The organism is Mesorhizobium sp. WSM4311 (genome assembly GCF_002295115.1).
GTDB lineage: Bacteria > Pseudomonadota > Alphaproteobacteria > Rhizobiales > Rhizobiaceae > Mesorhizobium.
Genome location: NZ_NSFV01000010.1, coordinates 75,271 through 93,256, shown reverse-complemented (window position 1 = coordinate 93,256; position 17,986 = coordinate 75,271). Strand labels below are relative to the sequence as shown.

The window sequence follows — 17,986 nt, the reverse complement described above, 5'->3', positions numbered from 1 at the left end:
GATGTCCATCCTGCGCTTCCTCTGGGCGGTCATCACCTCGCGCTTTCTCTGGACGCTGATCGGCATTGCGCTGCTTTCGCTTTTGATCTGGGTGTTCGGCCCGATCGTCCAGGTCGGCCCGTACGCGCCATTCGAATCCGACAATGTGCGCATAGCCATCATCGCGGGCCTGATCATCCTGTGGCTGGTCTGGCTGATCATCGCGCAACGGCGCGCGATTCGCGCCAACCGCATGTTCGTCGCCGAGATCGCGGCACCCGTGACCGAAAAGCAGCTTACCCCCGGCGAGGAGAGCGTTGCAGCCGTCGGCGCCAAGTTCGGCGAGGTGATGGCCGAGCTCAAGCGTCGCAAGCTCGGCGGACGGAAGTTCCTGCGCGAGATGCCGTGGTATGTGATCGTCGGGCCTCCGGCCACCGGCAAGACCACGGCATTGCGCCAGTCGGGCCTCAATTTTCCAATCGATCTGACCGATGATCTGCAGGGTGTCGGCGGCACGCGCAACTGCGACTGGTTTTTCTCCGAGAACGCGGTGCTGATCGACACTGCGGGCCGCTACGTCCAGCAGGAGAGCCAGCCGGACGTCGACGCCGCGGAATGGCTGGGCTTCCTGGACCTTCTGAAAAAGCACCGCGGTCGCCGCGCACTCAACGGCGTCATCGTCGCGCTGTCGATCGATGTGCTCTCGGAAGGCGACGAGGCGATCAAGACGCACGGCCGCAAGATCCGCCGCCGACTGGCCGAGCTCAACGATCGGCTGGAAATTCGTCTGCCCGTCTACCTGATGCTGACGAAGGCCGACCTGATCAAAGGGTTCGAAGCCTTCTTCGGCGGCTTGTCGACGAGCGCGCGCGAGCAGGTGTGGGGAACCACCTTTGCGCTGGATGCCCGCGTCAACGCCGGCATGATCCAGTCGGAGCTGGCCAGGCTTGGCACCGAGCTGGAGCGAAGGCTGGTGCCGCGCCTTGAAGACGAAGACAAGCTTGGTTCGCGCGCCGAGATCTTTCGCTTTCCGGCGCAGTTGGCGAGCCTCTGCGGGCCGATCCAGGTGCTGATCGAGGCGATGTTCGGCGAAAGCCGCTACGAGGAAGCCGCGTGGCTGCGCGGCCTTTATCTGACATCGGCGACACAGGAAGGAGCCCCCATCGACCGCCTGACCGCGGCGTTGTCATCGTCCTTCGGGCTGCCGCCGCGCCGCGCCATGCCGGCGGCGCGCGTCGAGAAGCGCAGCTTCTTCCTCAGGAACCTTCTCACCGAAGTGATCTTCAAGGAGGCCGGCCTTGGAACATTCGATCCGCTGGCGCAGCGCCGCCGCGCCTGGATCTGGCGCGGGGCCGCCGCCGCCTGTGCGCTCGCGGCCCTGCTGGCCGGCGGAGTGTTCACCTGGTCCTACCTCGACAACCGCAATGCGATCACCGAACAGGCCGGCCAGTTCGAAGCCCTGCAAGGGCCGCTCACCCAAGTCGCCGCCACGCCGGCCGCGGTCGAGCAGCCGACCATGGATGGCGCGCTGGCGGCGATGGACGCGGTGGCGACCGCCCGAACGCCGCCACCAGACGCCGTCCATAACCTGCTCGGCCCGACCGCTTCGCCGGAGCTGGTGCGCGCGCAGACCGATACCTACGACCATGCGCTGCGCAACGTGCTCGAGCCGCATATGGTCGCCCTGCTCGAGGCCACGATGTGGCGGCAAATCCGCGATCCGGATTTCATGCTCGGCGCGCTGAAGACCTACCGGATGATGACCGGCCTGTCGCAGATGGACACCGATTTCGTCCAGAACTGGTGGGTGAACAGCCTGCCGCAATTCGCACCGGCTCCGCCTTTCCCCACGGCCGACGCCGAAGAGCACCAAATCGCCGCCATCCGCCGCATGGCCGTCGACGACAGCTACATCGCCCCGGACAAGGCTCTGGTCGCGGAGGCGCTGAAGACTGTATGCACGATCTCACTGCCGCAGCGCGCCTACAAGCAGCTCCTAGCCGATCCGGAAGTAGCCGCCGTCAAGGAATGGGTGCCGGCCAATTTCGCCGGGCCGAACGGCGCCAAAGTGTTCGCGCGCCGCTCCGACAAGACGTTGCGCGTCGGTGTTCCCGGGCCCTACACTTATGCGGGTTTCCACGACGCGATCCTCGACCGGGTCGAGGATGTGGCGGGACAGGCCGCCCTCGATCGCGCGGTGTTTGCCGGCGGCTGCTCGGAGAACTCGGAGACGTCGGTCTCGGCGCTCTCGCAGGACATCCTGAAGCTCTACTACGACGACTATATCGCCCAGTGGGACTCTTTCCTGCGTGACATGCGGCTTGCGCCGCTCACCGATCTCAACATCGCCAGTGAAAACCTCAAGGATCTTTCCAACGCCGACTCCGCGCTGAAGCGCCTGTTGACGGCAGTGGTGCAGGAGACCGACCTCACCCGCTCCGACGACGCGCCGGCCGACGACAAAAGTGGCGCTGCCGCCAAGACCGGCTCCAAGCTGCTCAGCAAACTCGGCAAGCTGGGCAAGGTGGTGACCTCGGGCGCCAAGCTCCTGCCGCGCGCCGGCTCCGCCAACCAGGTGGACATGACCGGCAGCTTGGTTGCCGAGCATTTCAAGCCGCTCAAAGGCACCATTGCCCAGGTCGACGGCCAGCCGCCGGCGCTCGACGCCGCCGTCGTGGCGCTGACGGCGCTGTCGAATGTGCTGCAGACGGTGACCGCCAATCCCAACCCGCAGGATGCGATCAAGAAGCAGGGCGGGCTTGCCGAACTGACAGGCGCAGTCGCCAGGCAGGCGCAGATCCTGCCTTCGCCGATCAACGAGTGGCTGGGCGGCATTGCCGGCGACACCAGCGGCCTGTCGCAGAAGGCCGTAACCAACGAACTCAACGCCATCTGGCGGGCCGACATACTGCCGTTCTGCCAGGCGGCGCTCAACAACCGCTATCCGTTCAGCCCGGACAGCGCGGTCGATGTCAATGTGCGCGATTTTCAACGTCTTTTCGGGCCGACCGGCCTGATCGATGCCTTCACCACCGACCATCTGATCAACTATGTCGACACCGCCAGCGAGCCGTGGAAATGGCGTGCCGATTTCGGCCTGGACCCGGCGGCGCTCGCAGCGTTCGAGCAGGCGAGGCATATCCGCGACGACCTGTTTCCGGGCGGCACCGGCCCGGTGATGAACTTCACGCTCGAACCGAAGGACCTGTCGCCCAACGTGACGCGCGTCACGCTCAACCTCGATGGCCAGAACCTCGTCTACTACAACAACGCCACCAGGCCGCAACCGATGACGTGGCCCGGCAAGGATGGCACCGGGGTGATCTCTCTCGCCTTCCAGCCGGTCGACGGCTCGCCCGAAGTGATGCTCAACGAGACCGGCAGCTGGGCGTGGCTCAGAATGCTGCGCGGCGGCCGCTTCGCCGCGACCAAGCTCACCGACGTCTACAGCCTGCGGCTCGGGACGAAGGGGATGTGGGCCGATTTCGAGCTCAAAGCCGCCAGTGTCGAGAACCCCTACACGCTCGAAATGTTCAAGAAGTTCACATGTCCGCCGCAGATCTGATCATGCCCGGCTTCTATGGCAAGATGCCCGCCACCGGCGATTTCGTGACCCGGCGGCTGCCGGCGGATTTCGTGCGTGGATGGGACCGCTGGCTGGCGCAGCATATCGTGCCGCTGTTTGGACTTGAAACCTGGCCGCAGCACATTGCGCTGCGTTTCCTCAGCGGGCCTGGTTCCTTCGGCGCCTCGGCCGGCATTGTACTGCAAAGCGCCGACAGGGTCGGCAGGCAATTTCCGCTGAGCATCGTCGCGCGTCTTGATGAAGCACCGCTGAAGCTTGCCTATGCCGATGCCTGGTTCGAAAATATCGAAAAAGCCGCCTTCGCCGCACAGCGGGGCGAGATGACGCCTGACGAACTCGACGCGGCGCTGGCCGCCCTGCCGGTTCCGGTAATCGATGGCGAGGGCGATGTGATCGACGATCTGGTCATGTGGTCAGCGCATACGGATATTTTCGATGTCGACCAGCTGGCGCCGCGACCGGTGCTGGAGCAGATCGCCGCCAGCCACATGGAGGCGAGCTGATGCAGATCTGGAACCAGATGGGCTATCCGCATCAGTTCACCATGGGCATGGATAAGGCCGGCCATGAATGGATCGTGGTCGTGGTCAAGGGTACTTTCGATTTTCCGACGAAGCCTGGCGGGCTGGTGCAGAAATCGGCCGAACAGGTTCCGCTGGTCATGGCCGACACGCAAACCGGCGTGCCCGGCTATTCGGCGACGTTGTGGGAGACGGATTTCGCCTTCCGCAAGCCGCGCTGCGACGTGATCGCCAATGGCTGTGCCTACGCGCCGGGCGGGCGTCCGGCCGAGCGCGTACCGGTCGGCATCAAGGTTGGCAACTGGTCAAAGTTGTTCGAGGTCGTCGGCCACCGCGAATGGCGCGCCATCGGCCCGCTCTTTACCGCCACGTCGCCGCAACCCTTCCTGAAACTGCCTATCTCCTATGATGTTGCCTGGGGTGGCGTCGACAGGCTGGATCCAGAGGACAAGCTTCCCGCCAGCTATAAATACAACCCGGTCGGAACCGGCTGGTCGCGGACCAAGAACCAGCGTCTAGTCCCAGGCCTGCGGCTGCCGAACACCCAAGCGGTCAACGAAGAAATCCGCTCGCCCTTCGGCGACTACAAACCGATGAGCTTTGGGCCGATGGGCCGCGGCTGGCCGGGACGCATCGAATATGGCGGCACCTACGACCAGAACTGGATCGACAATATTTTTCCGTTCCTGCCGCAGGATTTCGATGAACGCTATTTCCAGATGGCGCCACCGGACCAGCAGATCGACCATCCAAGGGGCGGCGAGGACGTGCAGTTGATAAATTTGACGCCGGCAGGCAAGGAAAGCTTCCGCATGCCAACGACAGCGTTGCCGCTGACGCTGTTCAAAGGTCGCGAAAAAGCGTTCGAGGGCGAGCTTCTGCCAGATACGTTGTTGTTCGATCCGGAGAAGCGGCGGTTTTCGCTGGTCTGGCGGGTATCGCAACGGATCCAGCGCACGATCCTCGATTTCAACGAATGCTGGGTCGGGCCACCTACGCGCGGAATGGAGCGCGCCAGGACAACGGGCAAAGTATATGTTCGCGGCTTCAATGCGCCGCCACGAGATGAGGCCGACGCGGCATGAGCGCCAGTCTCGACATCGTCTCAGTTGGAATGGTCACCGCTGTTGGACTTGACGCACCGTCGAGCTGTGCCGCAATGCGGGCAAGATTGGACGGATTTCGCGAGACGAGATTCGTCGGCCCTGGCGGAGACTGGTTGATCGGCGCTCCAGTGCCGCTGCCGCGGAATTGGGTTGGCGAGAAGCGCCTAGAGCACCTGGCGGCCGGCGCGATCAGCGAAGCTTTCGCAAGTGGTGAAGCGGCGAGGGATCAGACGGCACTGCTGTTGTGCCTTGCTGAGGAGGGTCGCATTGGCTCGCCGGTGCGCGACAGCTCGCGATTTATGCGCGCAATTGCAAAAATTCTGGAGTTCGAGCCGCATATCGCGTCACGCATTATTACGCACGGCCGGCCGTCTGGACACGTCGCTTTGGATCACGCGCGTAAGCTGATCGCGTCAGGCGCTGTTTCGAATGTCATGATCGTAGGGGTGGACAGCTACCTCTCGACATTGGCAGTAGGCCATCACCTACGACAAAATCGCCTGCTGACGGCCGACAATGCCAACGGATTTATTCCTGGCGAGGCGGCCGCAGCAGTGCTTTGCGCTCGCAGCTCGAACGGTAGCCTTTCCCTCTTCGGTCTCGGACTCGCACGTGATCCTGCGCCAATCAACAACCCGCGTGATCTGCCATTGCGCGGGGACGGCATGGCCTCAGCCTACCGCTTGGCCTTGGATGAAACCGGCATTGGACTAAACCGCGTCGGCTACCGGATTGCTGACCTCATCGGCGAGCAATACTGGTTCAAGCAAACTACCCTTGCGAGCTTGCGCCTGGAGCGCGACGCCACAGGCTTTCAAGATCTCTGGAGCCCCGCCGAGTCTCTTGGCAACGTCGGTGCGGCCGTGGTCCCGCTCATGATCGGAATGGCGTACTTTGCAGCGCGCAAGGGCTATGCGGCTGGCAACCCCGTGTTGATCGAGGCATCGGCAGATGACGGAGCCTGTGGGGCTGCCATCGTCTCCGCGAGGGCTGCCTGATGTCAAACGTCTTTGCGAATGGGCTAGAGATCTCTGGCAAGGCCGTCCAAGCACAAACCATTGCTGCGTTTCCCGATGTGTGCTTCACGCCACCTCAGACGCCGGCGACGCCGCCAGGGGTGCCGATCCCCTATCCATCCTTCGGAATAGCATCCGACACCGAAAATGGCACTGGCAAAGTCCTCATCGGCGGCAAGACGGTGAACATCAAGAATAAATCTGATATTTCGCGGACCAGCGGAACAGAAGCCGGATGTGCGCCGAAAAAGGGAATCGTCACATCGAAGAATACAGGCAAGAAGTATTTCAACTCTTGGTCCAACAACGTCAAGTTCGAGGGCGAGCCGGTCATACGCTTCACCGATCTCGCAACGCACAACCACGCGTCGCCCGGTGGCCAAACTCCTCCTTGGCCGGAGATGGTCGCGGCGGCGCCGCCAAATCCCGACGGGACGAAGTGCATAGTTGGTGAGTATTCCTCGGATGCGGCGAAAGACTGTGCCAAAAACACAGACGCCGATGGTAATAAATACCAGTTCCACCACATTGTGCCCGATCGCACTTTCCGAACCGGTCGCAGAAAGGTCCGGGGGCTGAAGAATCCACGCGACTCACGAATGCCTGGCGCGCCCTCACACGGTGAAGGCATGTGCATCTGTCTTCCTCCTGATAACCACGTTGGATCGTCCAAAAGCACGGAGACCGCAGTTCACAAAGCCATGGACAGCAAGTTGACCGCTTTGGGCAAACAGGCGAGCACTAGAGCCAACCCAAGCGGAGTCGCCAAGATGAGCGACGTGAGAATTGACTGCTTGAAAGCGCTGAAGAAGCTCGTCCCCGACGTTATCACTGCGGAATGCTTCAAAGCTGCCACGAAGGCGGTGATGGAACAGACCGAACCGCATAAGGACAGGCTTGTGCGAGCAGAAAAGAGCCTGAACAATCTCAGTCCGACGGCGAGAGGAGTGTTGAATAAGCCATGGCCATAGAAATTCCTAAAGGCCCCGCTTCTCTGCGCGGCGGAGTTCTTACCACGTCGGGCACGTTTTACCTTCTATGCGACCACGAAGACGCCGAGGATGATGAGCTCGTAGTCGTGGGGGGCCGCCGTGACGGAAACCGTATCCCGCTGACGGGACTGACCGATCTCGAGGAAATCGTATCGCTCATTCCCCTGTCGGGCGTTTGGGCCGGTAGCGCCGAGGCGGCGGCAATGACTGCCGAGGGAACCGTTTTCTTTCTAACTCCGGCTGCGGCAACTCCAGATCCTATCCCCGGCGCTGGCTATAATCGAGCAGGCGCGCTGGACCTTGGCCGGATGACGACCCTTGTCCAGGCAGGTGATTATCTGTTTGCATTTGGTTTCGGCGGGCAGGTCTATCGGCGTACCCCAACGGAGAATTGGCAAAACCTGAATGTACCCTCCGAGGCAAGTGAGCCGGGATACGACCCATGCTTTTATGCAGTCGTTCTCGGGAAGAACGAGTTTTGCTTTGGTGGGATCGATATTTCTCGAGATGAAACAACCCCGGAGATGGAAGCAGCGAACAATGCCGGCGACGCTGATCTGCTTGCCGACCTCCTGCTGGCAGATGTTCGGCCGGATCGCACGACGCTGCGCATCTATGACGGACGCTGGCGTACGCTCGATTTCGACTATTCCGGTGCCGTCATCGAGATCCTGCCCGCTCCTGGTCGAACCTGGTACGTTTTCTCAAGTACGGGTGTGGTTTGGCGCACGACGGATTTCCTCGCCTTTGATGAAGTTGTTGCCCTCCCTGGCCGACGATATTTCTTCGACGTCAAGGCACGCGACAACGATGTGTTGCTCTTGCTGGGCAGTGGCCTCAACCTCCTGCAGGGCGGGGAAATCGTGCCTTTCGACCCTCCGCTGCCGTCCATCGAGTCAGCCTACGTGAGCATCTCCCCAACAGTTGGCGCAATCGCGGCAATGTTCGAGAGCGGCGTCATGTTTTTCGATGGCAGCCGGTGGGCGCGGCTTTATCCTATCTTCGAATAATCAAGGCTCTTGTTTTTCGACATGGGCGGCAAGGAAAGCTCGCACCTTTGCTAGGTCGAGATCAGACACTCGCGTCCTTGTCGCCGATGGCTCCAACATTCGAAGCACAAACAGTTCCCCCGCTTCTGGGAATTCCGAATAGCGCTCCTTGGCGATGCGCAAGCCATCCGCCCGCGCCACTCGCAGCCCGTCGAGATGCGCTTCCAACCGTTCGATTAGTCGGGCAATGCGCACTTCGTCCATCTCGGGATTCTCCTCCGGATGTAGAAGTGCATCGTCATATACAATCCACAGAAAGGCCGCCATTTCCGCGTGTTGGCGCACTATCTCGGGAATGACGGGCGCCGGGATCAATTAAGGTTCACCGATCCACCACGAATTCGGTTCGTGGCACTAGCATGGCTCGTGACATAAGTTCCGCGGATGGTGATGTGCCCATCCTTCTCCAGGATTATCGTCGCTTTTCCGCATCTAAGTTCAACGCGATCTTCACCGCTGATGCGGGTATATTTGCCGTCGGCAATCACATGAGTGGGTCGCGTTCCCTTGGTTGGATCGACAATACGCCCAACAATTAAAGGGCGTGTGGCTTCGCCGCTTTCGAACAACAGTGCGACCTCAGCGCCGATCATATCCGAAGTAAGCTCAATAAGACTGCGAGCCCGGATGCCGTGATCTTTAGGATTCCCCACAAAAACCACCAATGGTGCGCTGGCGTCGAATCCTAAAAATATACCAATTACTACACCGTCAATACGCTTCAAAATGTAAGACATCTTATCACCTCAATTTTGCAGTATTTTACTGCCTTTCATTGTAATATCGCTTGACGCCTCCGCGCTTATCTTTCCAGATGCGTCAATCGAAATATTCTTTCCTTTTATTCCAATTGTTCCATCTTTTTTTAGAATAATCGAAGCTGCCCCACATTTAATCGTAATCGATTCTTTGGCCTCGATCGTCAGATTTTTTCCTACTATAATACCGCTGTCTTCTCCAACCTGTACAAGGCTGCCCTTTCCAATCTTCTGCTCATGTGCACCGTTAATCTGAGTTGCATCGTCTTCGCCAATCTTCGTGGATCGTTTTTTTCCGATTTCCGTCGACTGACCGCCACCAATCTTTATTCCTTGATCCGCCCCGATCTGAACGCTTTGGCCTGCACCAATCTCCCAACTGTCTGATACTGCGATAGTATGGCTCTGGCTAATGCCGACCGTGACAGTGCGGGCGGCGCCGATCGTGTTGGTCTGAACGCCACCCACAGTTCGGGTCTCGGCGGCGCCGACCGTGTCGATGCGTGCTGCGCCCACCGTGATGGTCTGGACGATCCCCACCGTCTGGGAATGATTGGCGTCGATGTTCTCCGTCGAGTTCGACACAACATGGATGGTCTCGTTGGCCTTGACCGTCAGCGAACGGTTGGCGCCCACCGTCTCCGTATCGTTCGACCCGATGTTCGTCGTCTGATCGACGCCGACCTTGACTGTCTTGTTGTTGCCGACGTCCTCGTCGAGGTTATGGCCGACGGAGTGCTTGGCGTCATGGTCGATGCGGTCGGACTGGTCGTGCTGTACCGTCTTGTTGCGGTCGTGCTTGATCAGCAGATGATGGTCCTTCTGCGCCTGGAAATTGACCAGTTCGGAACCGGCCTTGTCCTCGAACATCAGCTCGTTGTAACCGCCGCCGCCTTTCGAGGAATTGGACTTCCAGCCCGATTGCGTGGCGTTGCCCGGCAGCGCGTAAGGCGGCATCTCGGAGGCATTGTAGACGCGGCCGGTGATGATCGGCAGGTCCGGATCGCCCTCGATGAAATCGACGATGACCTCCTGGCCGATGCGCGGGATCTGGATGAAGCCCCAGCCGCTGCCGGCCCAGGTCTGAGACACGCGCACGAAGCAGGATGAGTTCTGGTCCTTCTTGCCGAGGCGGTCCCAGTGGAATTGCACCTTCACCCGCGCGTATTTGTCGGTGAATATCTCCTCGCCCGAAGGACCGACCACCGTTGCCGTCTGCGGGCCGCGCATGATCGGTCTGGGCGTGATGCGCGGCGGCCGATAGGGCAATTTCGTCGGCGCTACGCCCAGCACCACCTTGAAATTCTCGCTGTGAGCCTCGTTCTGGGTCCGGTAGCCCGGATCGAACAGGCGGTATTCGGCGCTCACAACCAGATATTCCGTGTTCTGGTCGTCGCGCGGAAAGCTTTCGAGCGTGAACTTGCAGCCGGAAAAAAGGCCGCGCACCGTACCGACGGCGGTGTTGCGATGATGCACTGCCTGAAGTTCCTCGCGGCGGATCCCCGCGATTGTGTCGCCGCGCCCGACATCGAGATGCGCTCCGGGCTGGCGGTAGTTCTCGCCCGAAGCCTCCTTGTGGCTGAAGGGCTGGGCGGACTTCGCCATCAGATCGGCGCCGGGCTTCTCGAAGTCATAGTCCGTATGGGCGTAGGCGCCTGGCCGCACCGCACTGCCCGGGATCCATTCGGTGATGTATTCGACGTCGCGTCGCGAGCCATAGCCCTCGAAATTATAAAGCACCTTCTCGTAGCCTGGAGCCGGCTTCAGCTTGCTCATCGCATCGCACAGCACGAGCGTGTGCTTGTCCTCATCATGCTCGAAGAAATAGAAAATCCCTTCGTGCTCGAACAACCGCTGCACGAAATCGAGATCACTCTCGTCATACTGGACACAGTATTCGCGCGATGGGTAGGAGCCCTGCAGTCGCTTCTCGAATTTTGCGATGCCGTATTTCGAAAAGATCTTTTCGACGATCTCCACAGCGGTCATGTTCTGGAAAATGCGGCAATCGGTGGTGTTGCCGAGGAACCAGAGCCATGGCCTCACGGTGGCCTCGTAATAGGCCAGCCGGTCCTCTATGCGCGTTAGCTTGAAATCCGACACCAGGCCGCTGAACCAACGCTTTGGATCGGATTCACCTTCGACCGAAACGACGCCGCCCAGCATCTTCAGCGGATCGACGTCGCGGCTCTTGCTGACGAACCCGACGGTATAGGCAAAACTTCGGCTGATCTCGTCACGACCGACGAGATGGGTGAAGGTCAGCACATCGGCGCCAACCGGCGTGTGTACTACCGTGGCACGTTCGTTCGGCATGGGGCGTGCCCCTCCTCGACGCGGCCGCCAGTGTGATGGATTGAAGCCCCCGCTCCGTAAACTGCGTCACGCTCGGGAGGTTTTCGAATTCACCGCATCGGACCGCAGCAAGCCTAGCATATGTTTGATGGAGGCCAAACAGAAGCAATGTCTAAACCGTGGCGTGCATTCATGTGAGGCGCACCTCTCCCACTGCGCTGGCAAGATGCTAGAATGCCTGGGATTTCAGGTTTGCCAGTGGCGTCGAATGTTCATTTCGCTCCAGATCAGCAATGTTGACAGACTGCCGCCAGGCATAGCGACCAGCTATGCCGCCCGCGACCGCAGCTTCGAAATCGGGCGCGAAAATTGCGACTGGACACTTACCGACCCCGACAAGTTCATCTCGGGCCGGCATTGCGAAGTCCACTATCAGGCGGGCTCGTTCTGGCTTCATGACGTCTCGCGCAACGGCACTTTCGTCAACGGCTCCAGCCAGCGCATGAATGCGCCGCATCGGCTGACCCAAGGCGACCGGCTGCTGATCGGCCGTTATGTCGTCGCCGTTTCGGTCGACGCAGAGCGCGTCGCCACCGGGCATCCGCAAGCCAGGACCGGTTCAACGCAACGCGAGTTGCCGCCCACGACGGGAAGGCCGCTGGAACCTGGCAGCGCGCCATTCCACAATCCAGCGGGGCAGCGCCTGACCGAGGCGGCGCCGGTGCCGACGTCTTCGGCGCGGCAGTCCACCCCCGCTGTTCCGGCCAAGCAGTCGGCGGAAGCGGACGGGATACTGCGCGATATCGCCAGGGCGGCCGGCTTGTCGCCGGAGCTGTTGCAGTCGCGCGACCCGCATGACGTCGCTGCCGAGATCGGTGCGGTGCTGAGAACCACGGTCGAGCAACTGTCCTTGCTGCTCAAGGCGCGGGCGGCCGCCAAGGTGCTCGCCAAAAGCGCGCACCGCACCATGATCGGCGCCGAGGACAACAACCCGCTGAAATTCGTGCCGGGCACCGACGACATACTCGAGATCATGTTTGCCAAGCGCCGGGCCGGCTATCTCGATGCCAGGCACAGCATCGAGGATGCGTTCCGCGACCTGAAGACCCACGAAATCGCAACCTACGCCGCCATGCAGGCCGCGCTCTCGAGGCTGCTCGACGACCTGTCGCCGGAGGCGATCGCCAAAAGAATCCCGCCTGCGTCCTTTTCGTCCAGGAAAAGCCAGGCCTGGGACGCGCTCGTCGCAACGTGGCGGACGATGGAGGACAAGCACGAAAACGGCATGCTGGATGTCTTCCTCGCCTATTTCGCCGAAGCCTACACCAAGGCTGGCAAGCAGAAATAGCCGCGCTCGGCAAATGTCGTCGGCAACGCTCTTACGGGCTGTGTGAGGGACCCCCTGGAAGAAGCCGCTTCCTTGATCATCCTGCTTTCCGATTTCAATCGGCTTGCGGTGCGACTAGGATAGCGCATGGGTGCTTGCCTGGCTGGCAAAGCGGCGTGGCTTGGGGCGTGTGCAGGAATGTCATGTTTCGGCAAGATCAGTCTTTCCATCCGGCTCGCTGTTGATACCCAGCCTGGTACGCGCACCTCGACGGTGGCGCGGCGATGAACTCGAAGGACGATCCCTCCGAGCCACCGGACAAAACCGTCATCCGCGCGCCACGGCCAAGGCAAAAGCCGCGCGCGGCTCCCGATAGTTCCGGTGCGCAATCACCCGCCAGGGAATCGACGGTGTTCGACCCCGGCCTCGGCCGCCAAATGCCCCCCGGCTGGTCGTCCGGAGCCGTGGTCTTTCAGGAAGCCGGCCACGGGGCTGAGCCCGCGGCGGCGCCGGCGTTGCGGCAGGACGCCTTGCTCGACGCCACCGCTGGCGTGAAGTATGCCGCGAGAAATCCCATCCTTGCCGCCGCAGCCCCCTTGCTCATGCTGTTCGGTCAGCTGCGCCTGATACCGGTCGAACGGCAAGCCGCAGCCTTGGCGGAGCATATCGCAGACGCCGTCGAGACCTTCGACCACACCATCGCCAAAGCCGGTATTGGGAAAGAAGACGCACGGATCGCGAAATTTGCGCTTTGCGAAACCGCCGACGATCTGGTCGGCAACCTGCCCTGGCCGAACAAGGAAACCTGGCTTCAGCACAGTCTGGTGGTGCAGTTCTTCCACGCACGACCGACAGGAACCGGGTTCTATGAAGCGCTGAACAATATCCTCGCCAAGCCTGAAGCCCATTACGACCTGCTCGAATTGATGCATGCCTGCCTGTCGCTGGGGTTCGAAGGCCAGTATCGGGGATTGTCCGGCGAACGCAACGCACTCGAGCGCGTCCGGCGCGACGTCTACGACACGCTGCGCTATTTCAGGCCGCGCGCCGCCGAGGACATTTCGCCCCGGTGGCAAGGCATGGCGGCGGCGATGGCCAGGCCAGGGGGGCGGCTGCCTTTGTGGGCGATCGCAGCCGCTGCGGCGACGCTGGTGACGGCGGCCTTCTTTGGGCTGCGGATCCTGATCACCGATGAAGGCGATGCAACCGCCGGCGCGCTGCTGGCGCTCAATCCTTCGACCCCTCTCACCATTGAACGCGCCAGCGTGGCGGCACCCGCCGAACCGGTGCAAGCCAAACCGCCGCCACCCGCTCCCCCGGACACCACGCAGATCGACCGCATCCGCGCGGCACTCGCCCAGGAGATCGCCGCCGGCGGACTGAACGTCGGCACGAAGGGCGACTTCATTGTTGTCGAGATCAGCAACCAGCTTCTGTTCGCATCCGGCCAGGCTGAGTTGAAGGCACAGTTCCAGCCGATCGCGGCCAATATCGCCACGGCCCTAGACGCCGAAGCCGGACCGATCGAGATCGTCGGCCACACCGACAATGTGAAGCCGAAGAAGTCGAGCGCGTTCAAATCGAACTTCGATCTCTCGGTCGCCCGCGCGAAGGCCGTGCAGGCGATGATCGCCAGGCAATTGAAGGATCCATCGCGTCTGAGCGTGGACGGCAAGGGCGAAGACGAACCCATCGCCGACAACGCGACGGCGGACGGCCGCGCCAAGAACCGCCGCGTCGACGTGATGATCCCGAAACACGAGACCTTGCAGACCGGATCGGCGGAGAACGGCAACTGATGCGCTGGCTGCTGCGGATATTCAGCGTGCTGGCCCTGGCCGGCTTCTCGGCCGCCGTCTGGTATGCCGGACCGCTGATCCGCTTCGCCGATACCCGCCCACTCGGATCCGTGTGGCTCAGGGCGGTCATCGTCGGCGTGACGGTGGCCGTGCTGGCGTTGTTCTACGGCATCGGCTTCTGGCAAAGGCGCAAGGCGCAAAAGGCGCTCGAAGCGGCCATCGTGCGCAGCGACGAGCGCAACGACGATGCACAGCTGCTCGAAGCGCGCATGAGCGAGGCCATCGCGACGCTGAAGCGGACGAGCGGCAAGCGCAACTTCCTCTATGATATTCCCTGGTACATCATCATCGGCCCGCCAGGCGCCGGCAAGACGACGGCTCTGGTCAATTCCGGGCTGAAATTTCCGCTTGCGGGCTCCGGCAATGCCCAGCCGGTCGCCGGCGTCGGCGGCACGCGGTCATGCGACTGGTGGTTTACCGATGAGGCGGTGCTGATCGACACGGCCGGCCGCTACACGACGCAGGAATCGGACCGCGAGCGCGACAAGGCAAGCTGGCTTGCTTTCCTCGGATTGCTCAAGAAAAACCGCGTAAGGCAACCGATCAACGGCGTGATCCTGGCCATCAGCCTCGCCGATCTCATCGGCCTCGACGACCGGCATATCGAGGCGCATGTGACCGAGATAAGAAGCCGCCTGCGCGAATTGCACGAGACGCTGAAGATCCAGTTTCCCGTCTATCTGCTTTTCACCAAGTCCGATCTCGTTTCCGGCTTCTTGGATTATTTCGGCCAATTCGACGAAGCGCGCAGGCGCAAGGTGTGGGGCGCGACGTTCCAGACCGCCGATCGCACAAGGAACATGGCCGGCGAGGCGCCGGCCGAACTCGACCGGCTGGCGAAGCGCTTGGCGGAAGAAGTCGTCGATCGCTTGCAGGAGGAGGCCGACCCGGTGGCGCGCATCGCCATCTTCGGCTTCCCGGCGCAGTTCGCTGCGCTGGGGAACCGGATAGCGCATTTTATCGGCAGCTTGTTCGATGCCTCTCGATCGCATGTCAATGTCAGCCTGCGGGGTCTCTATTTCTCCTCTGGTACTCAGGAAGGAACACCGTTCGACCAGGTGCTGGGCACGATCGGCCGCAGCTTCGGCAGCACCTCGCAGGCGCATCTTTCCGGCACCGGCAAGAGCTTCTTCCTGCACGATCTGCTGACCAATGTGATCTTCCCGGAATCGGGCTGGGTATCCTTCGACCGGGTGGCCGAACGGCGCGCCAGGCTCGCGAGATTTGGCGGTCTCGCCGCCATTGCGCTGGCGGCCTTGGCGGCTCTCGGCGTGCTTGGCCTCAGCTTCTTCGCCAACAAGTCGCTGATCGCCTCAACCAGGCAGGCGATGGCACAGTATCGCGACAGCGCCGATTCGCTGCTCAAGAGCACGACGGTGACCGACGTCGACCTCGAAAACGTCATCGGCCCGCTCGACCAGCTGCGCAACCTGCCGGCCGGCTTCGAGAACGGCGACCAGGCAAAGCCGATCGAGGAGACGTTCGGGCTCAGCCAGCGCGAGAGGCTGCTGTCGGCCTCCAGGACCGCCTACCGGCAAGCGCTCGAGCGGACATTCCGCTCCCGGCTGCTGGTGCAGGCCGAGCGCACCATCCAGGCCAGGATGGCCGATCCGATCGCGCTCTACGAACCGCTGAAGATCTACCTGATGCTGGGCGGCAAGGCTCCGAAGGTCGATGACGAATTGATCGTCTCCTGGATGAGGCAGGATTGGGAAGAGAACCGCTATCCCGGCGAGAACAACCGCGAGGGCCGCGCGCAGCTCGAAAAGCATCTGCGCGCGATGCTGGCGCTCGACGACGCCTACGATCCCGTCTTTGAACTCAACCAGCCACTGATCGAGGCCGCGCAACGCTCGCTTGGGCGCATGAGCCTTGCCGACCGCGCTTCGGCGCTGATCAGGTCGGCGGTCTACGCCGCAAGGCTGGAGGACCTCTCCGTCGCCGCGAAAGCCGGCCCCGAGGCGCAGCTGCTGTTCGAACGCATGGATGGCCGCGATCTCACCGATCTCAACGTTCCCGGGCTTTACACGCGTGCCGGCTTCAACCGCTTCTTCCTGCCGCAGCTCTCGCGCATCGCGCAAATGCTCGTCAACGACCAGTGGGTGCTCGGCGGAGGCGGCGAACAGGGTGGCATCGACCAGGACCTGCCCAAGCTCGGTCCCGAACTGATCGACCGCTACGGCAAGGAATTCTCCTCCGCATGGAACCGCGTGCTCGACCAGCTCAAGTTCAAGGCGTTGCTCAAGGACAAGCCGCAATATCTCGCGCTTTCCGCCCTCGCCGCGCCGGACTCGCCTCTCGATCAGCTGTTCACCGCGATCGCCGATGAGACCGCATTGACGAAGCCGGACACCACGGCCGAGGGCGAGAGCAGCGCGGCGCAGGAAGACCCCGCCGGCGTGGCCAAAGGTCTGGCACGCATCGGCCTGCAGATCGCCGGCGGCAAGTCGCAGAGCCGAGCCGGATTGGGCTCGACCGTCGCACAGAATGCCGGCGCGAGCGTCGAGGCACAGTTTCGACCGTTCCAGGCCCTGGTCAGCGGCGCCAGTGGACGGCGGCCGCTCGATGCCTTGACACGGAATTTCCGCGACATCTTTCAAAGCCTCAAGCTTTCGGCCGATGTCCCTTCACAGACCGAACGCGTCAATGCCAACCTGCAGTTGCAGATCTCCACGCTGCGCGCCAATGCCTCGCGTCTTCCGAAGCCGCTTGCGCGCATGGTCAACGCGGCAGCGGACGAGTTCGAAGGCAATGTCGCGCAAGCCTCGGTGGCCAACCTCAACCAGAACCTTGACCAGACGGTCACACGAGCCTGCGAGGAGGCGGTCAACGGTCGCTATCCCTTTGCCAGTGACGGCACCGGAGAGATCCCGATAGCGGATTTCGCCAAGCTTTTCGCGCCGGGCGGGCTGATGGACCGCTTCTTCGCACAGAACCTTGCGCCGCTGATCGACATGACCGGCCAGGAATGGACCTGGAGACAGGATGTCCGCTCCAGCCGCGACCTGGCGAAGTCGACCTTGAAATCATTTCAGTCGGCCGCCGAAATCCGCAGCGCCTTCTTCCCATCCGGTGGCTCGGTGCCGTCGGTTTCGATCACCATCACGCCTTTTTCGCTGAACAGCGACGCTGATAACGCGGTTCTCGACATTGACGGACAGACCGTCCAGAGCAGTCAGGCCGGGAGCGCGCCAAGCACCGTGACCTGGCCAACCAGCACGGCCTCTGGTTCCGCCAGCCTTAGCCTGATGCCGGAAATGCCGGGCCGCGACTCCGCTCTCAAATTCGAAGGACCGTGGGCCTTCAAGCGTCTGTTGGACAAGGCGACCATCACCGCCAATGGCGCCAACACCGAAGCCCGCTTCGTGATCGGCGGACGAGACGTCGCTTACACGATGCAGACCGGACCGGGGGCCAATCCATTCCTGCTGCCGGCCCTGGCCGGCTTCAGCTGTCCAAAGGCGTTCTGACATGGCTGTGTTCCAGCGCGCCGCCGGC

The 17,986-nt window shown here is 61.9% G+C and carries 12 protein-coding genes; 9 read left to right on the top strand and 3 right to left on the bottom strand.

Going from position 1 to position 17,986, the window contains the following annotated elements; translation table 11 throughout:
* Window position 1 precedes the first annotated feature (1 nt).
* From tssM (CK226_RS24720) to CK226_RS24695, 6 genes are read left to right on the top strand one after another with little or no spacing between them, the layout of a single operon-like run.
* Window positions 2–3,544, top strand: coding sequence for a type VI secretion system membrane subunit TssM (tssM, locus tag CK226_RS24720; protein WP_095793331.1), 3,543 nt, complete (start codon window positions 2–4; stop codon window positions 3,542–3,544).
* Entirely contained in the window at window positions 3,526–4,068 is a 543-nt protein-coding gene (gene tagF, locus CK226_RS24715) for a type VI secretion system-associated protein TagF (RefSeq protein WP_095793330.1), read from the top strand. The genes tssM (CK226_RS24720) and tagF overlap by 19 nt, the downstream gene beginning before the upstream one ends.
* Window positions 4,068–5,171: a DUF2169 domain-containing protein gene (locus CK226_RS24710; protein WP_095793329.1), complete on the top strand. Its 1,104-nt coding sequence runs from the start codon at window positions 4,068–4,070 to the stop codon at window positions 5,169–5,171. Before tagF ends, CK226_RS24710 begins: the two co-directional genes overlap by 1 nt.
* A complete protein-coding gene (locus tag CK226_RS24705) occupies window positions 5,168–6,190 on the top strand; it encodes a beta-ketoacyl synthase N-terminal-like domain-containing protein (RefSeq protein WP_095793328.1) in 1,023 nt (340 codons plus the stop codon). The genes CK226_RS24710 and CK226_RS24705 overlap by 4 nt, the downstream gene beginning before the upstream one ends.
* Window positions 6,190–7,179: a DUF4150 domain-containing protein gene (locus tag CK226_RS36045; RefSeq protein ID WP_280951248.1), complete on the top strand. Its 990-nt coding sequence runs from the start codon at window positions 6,190–6,192 to the stop codon at window positions 7,177–7,179. The genes CK226_RS24705 and CK226_RS36045 overlap by 1 nt, the downstream gene beginning before the upstream one ends.
* Window positions 7,170–8,210, top strand: a complete 1,041-nt coding sequence (locus CK226_RS24695; protein ID WP_095793327.1) for a hypothetical protein — start codon at window positions 7,170–7,172, stop codon at window positions 8,208–8,210. The genes CK226_RS36045 and CK226_RS24695 overlap by 10 nt, the downstream gene beginning before the upstream one ends.
* On the opposite strand, the gene CK226_RS24690 is transcribed toward CK226_RS24695, so the two are convergent.
* The 3 genes from CK226_RS24690 to tssI are packed head-to-tail and all read right to left on the bottom strand — an operon-like array spanning window position 8,211 to window position 11,323.
* Complete coding sequence (locus tag CK226_RS24690) at window positions 8,211–8,564, bottom strand: hypothetical protein (RefSeq protein ID WP_095775025.1); 354 nt, start codon at window positions 8,562–8,564, stop codon at window positions 8,211–8,213.
* Window positions 8,561–8,986 (bottom strand): DUF6484 domain-containing protein, encoded by a 426-nt coding sequence (locus CK226_RS24685; protein WP_095793326.1) that lies wholly within the window; start codon window positions 8,984–8,986, stop codon window positions 8,561–8,563. The genes CK226_RS24690 and CK226_RS24685 overlap by 4 nt, the downstream gene beginning before the upstream one ends.
* A 9-nt stretch (window positions 8,987–8,995) precedes the next feature.
* Window positions 8,996–11,323: a type VI secretion system tip protein VgrG gene (tssI, locus tag CK226_RS24680; protein ID WP_095793325.1), complete on the bottom strand. Its 2,328-nt coding sequence runs from the start codon at window positions 11,321–11,323 to the stop codon at window positions 8,996–8,998.
* A 247-nt stretch (window positions 11,324–11,570) separates the two neighbouring features.
* Here tssI and tagH point away from each other — a divergent pair, with 247 nt between their 5' ends.
* The 3 genes from tagH (at window position 11,571) to tssM (CK226_RS24665) (ending at window position 17,958) form a co-directional block, all read left to right on the top strand.
* On the top strand, window positions 11,571–12,650 hold the full coding sequence (gene tagH / locus CK226_RS24675) for a type VI secretion system-associated FHA domain protein TagH (protein WP_095793324.1): 1,080 nt from the start codon (window positions 11,571–11,573) through the stop codon (window positions 12,648–12,650).
* Between the two features lie 263 nt (window positions 12,651–12,913).
* The gene (tssL, locus tag CK226_RS24670) at window positions 12,914–14,428 is read left to right on the top strand and encodes a type VI secretion system protein TssL, long form (protein ID WP_095793323.1); all 1,515 of its coding nucleotides are present in this window, start codon (window positions 12,914–12,916) and stop codon (window positions 14,426–14,428) included.
* Complete coding sequence (gene tssM, locus CK226_RS24665; RefSeq protein WP_179301124.1) at window positions 14,428–17,958, top strand: type VI secretion system membrane subunit TssM; 3,531 nt, start codon at window positions 14,428–14,430, stop codon at window positions 17,956–17,958. Before tssL ends, tssM (CK226_RS24665) begins: the two co-directional genes overlap by 1 nt.
* Window positions 17,959–17,986: the final 28 nt, after the last annotated feature.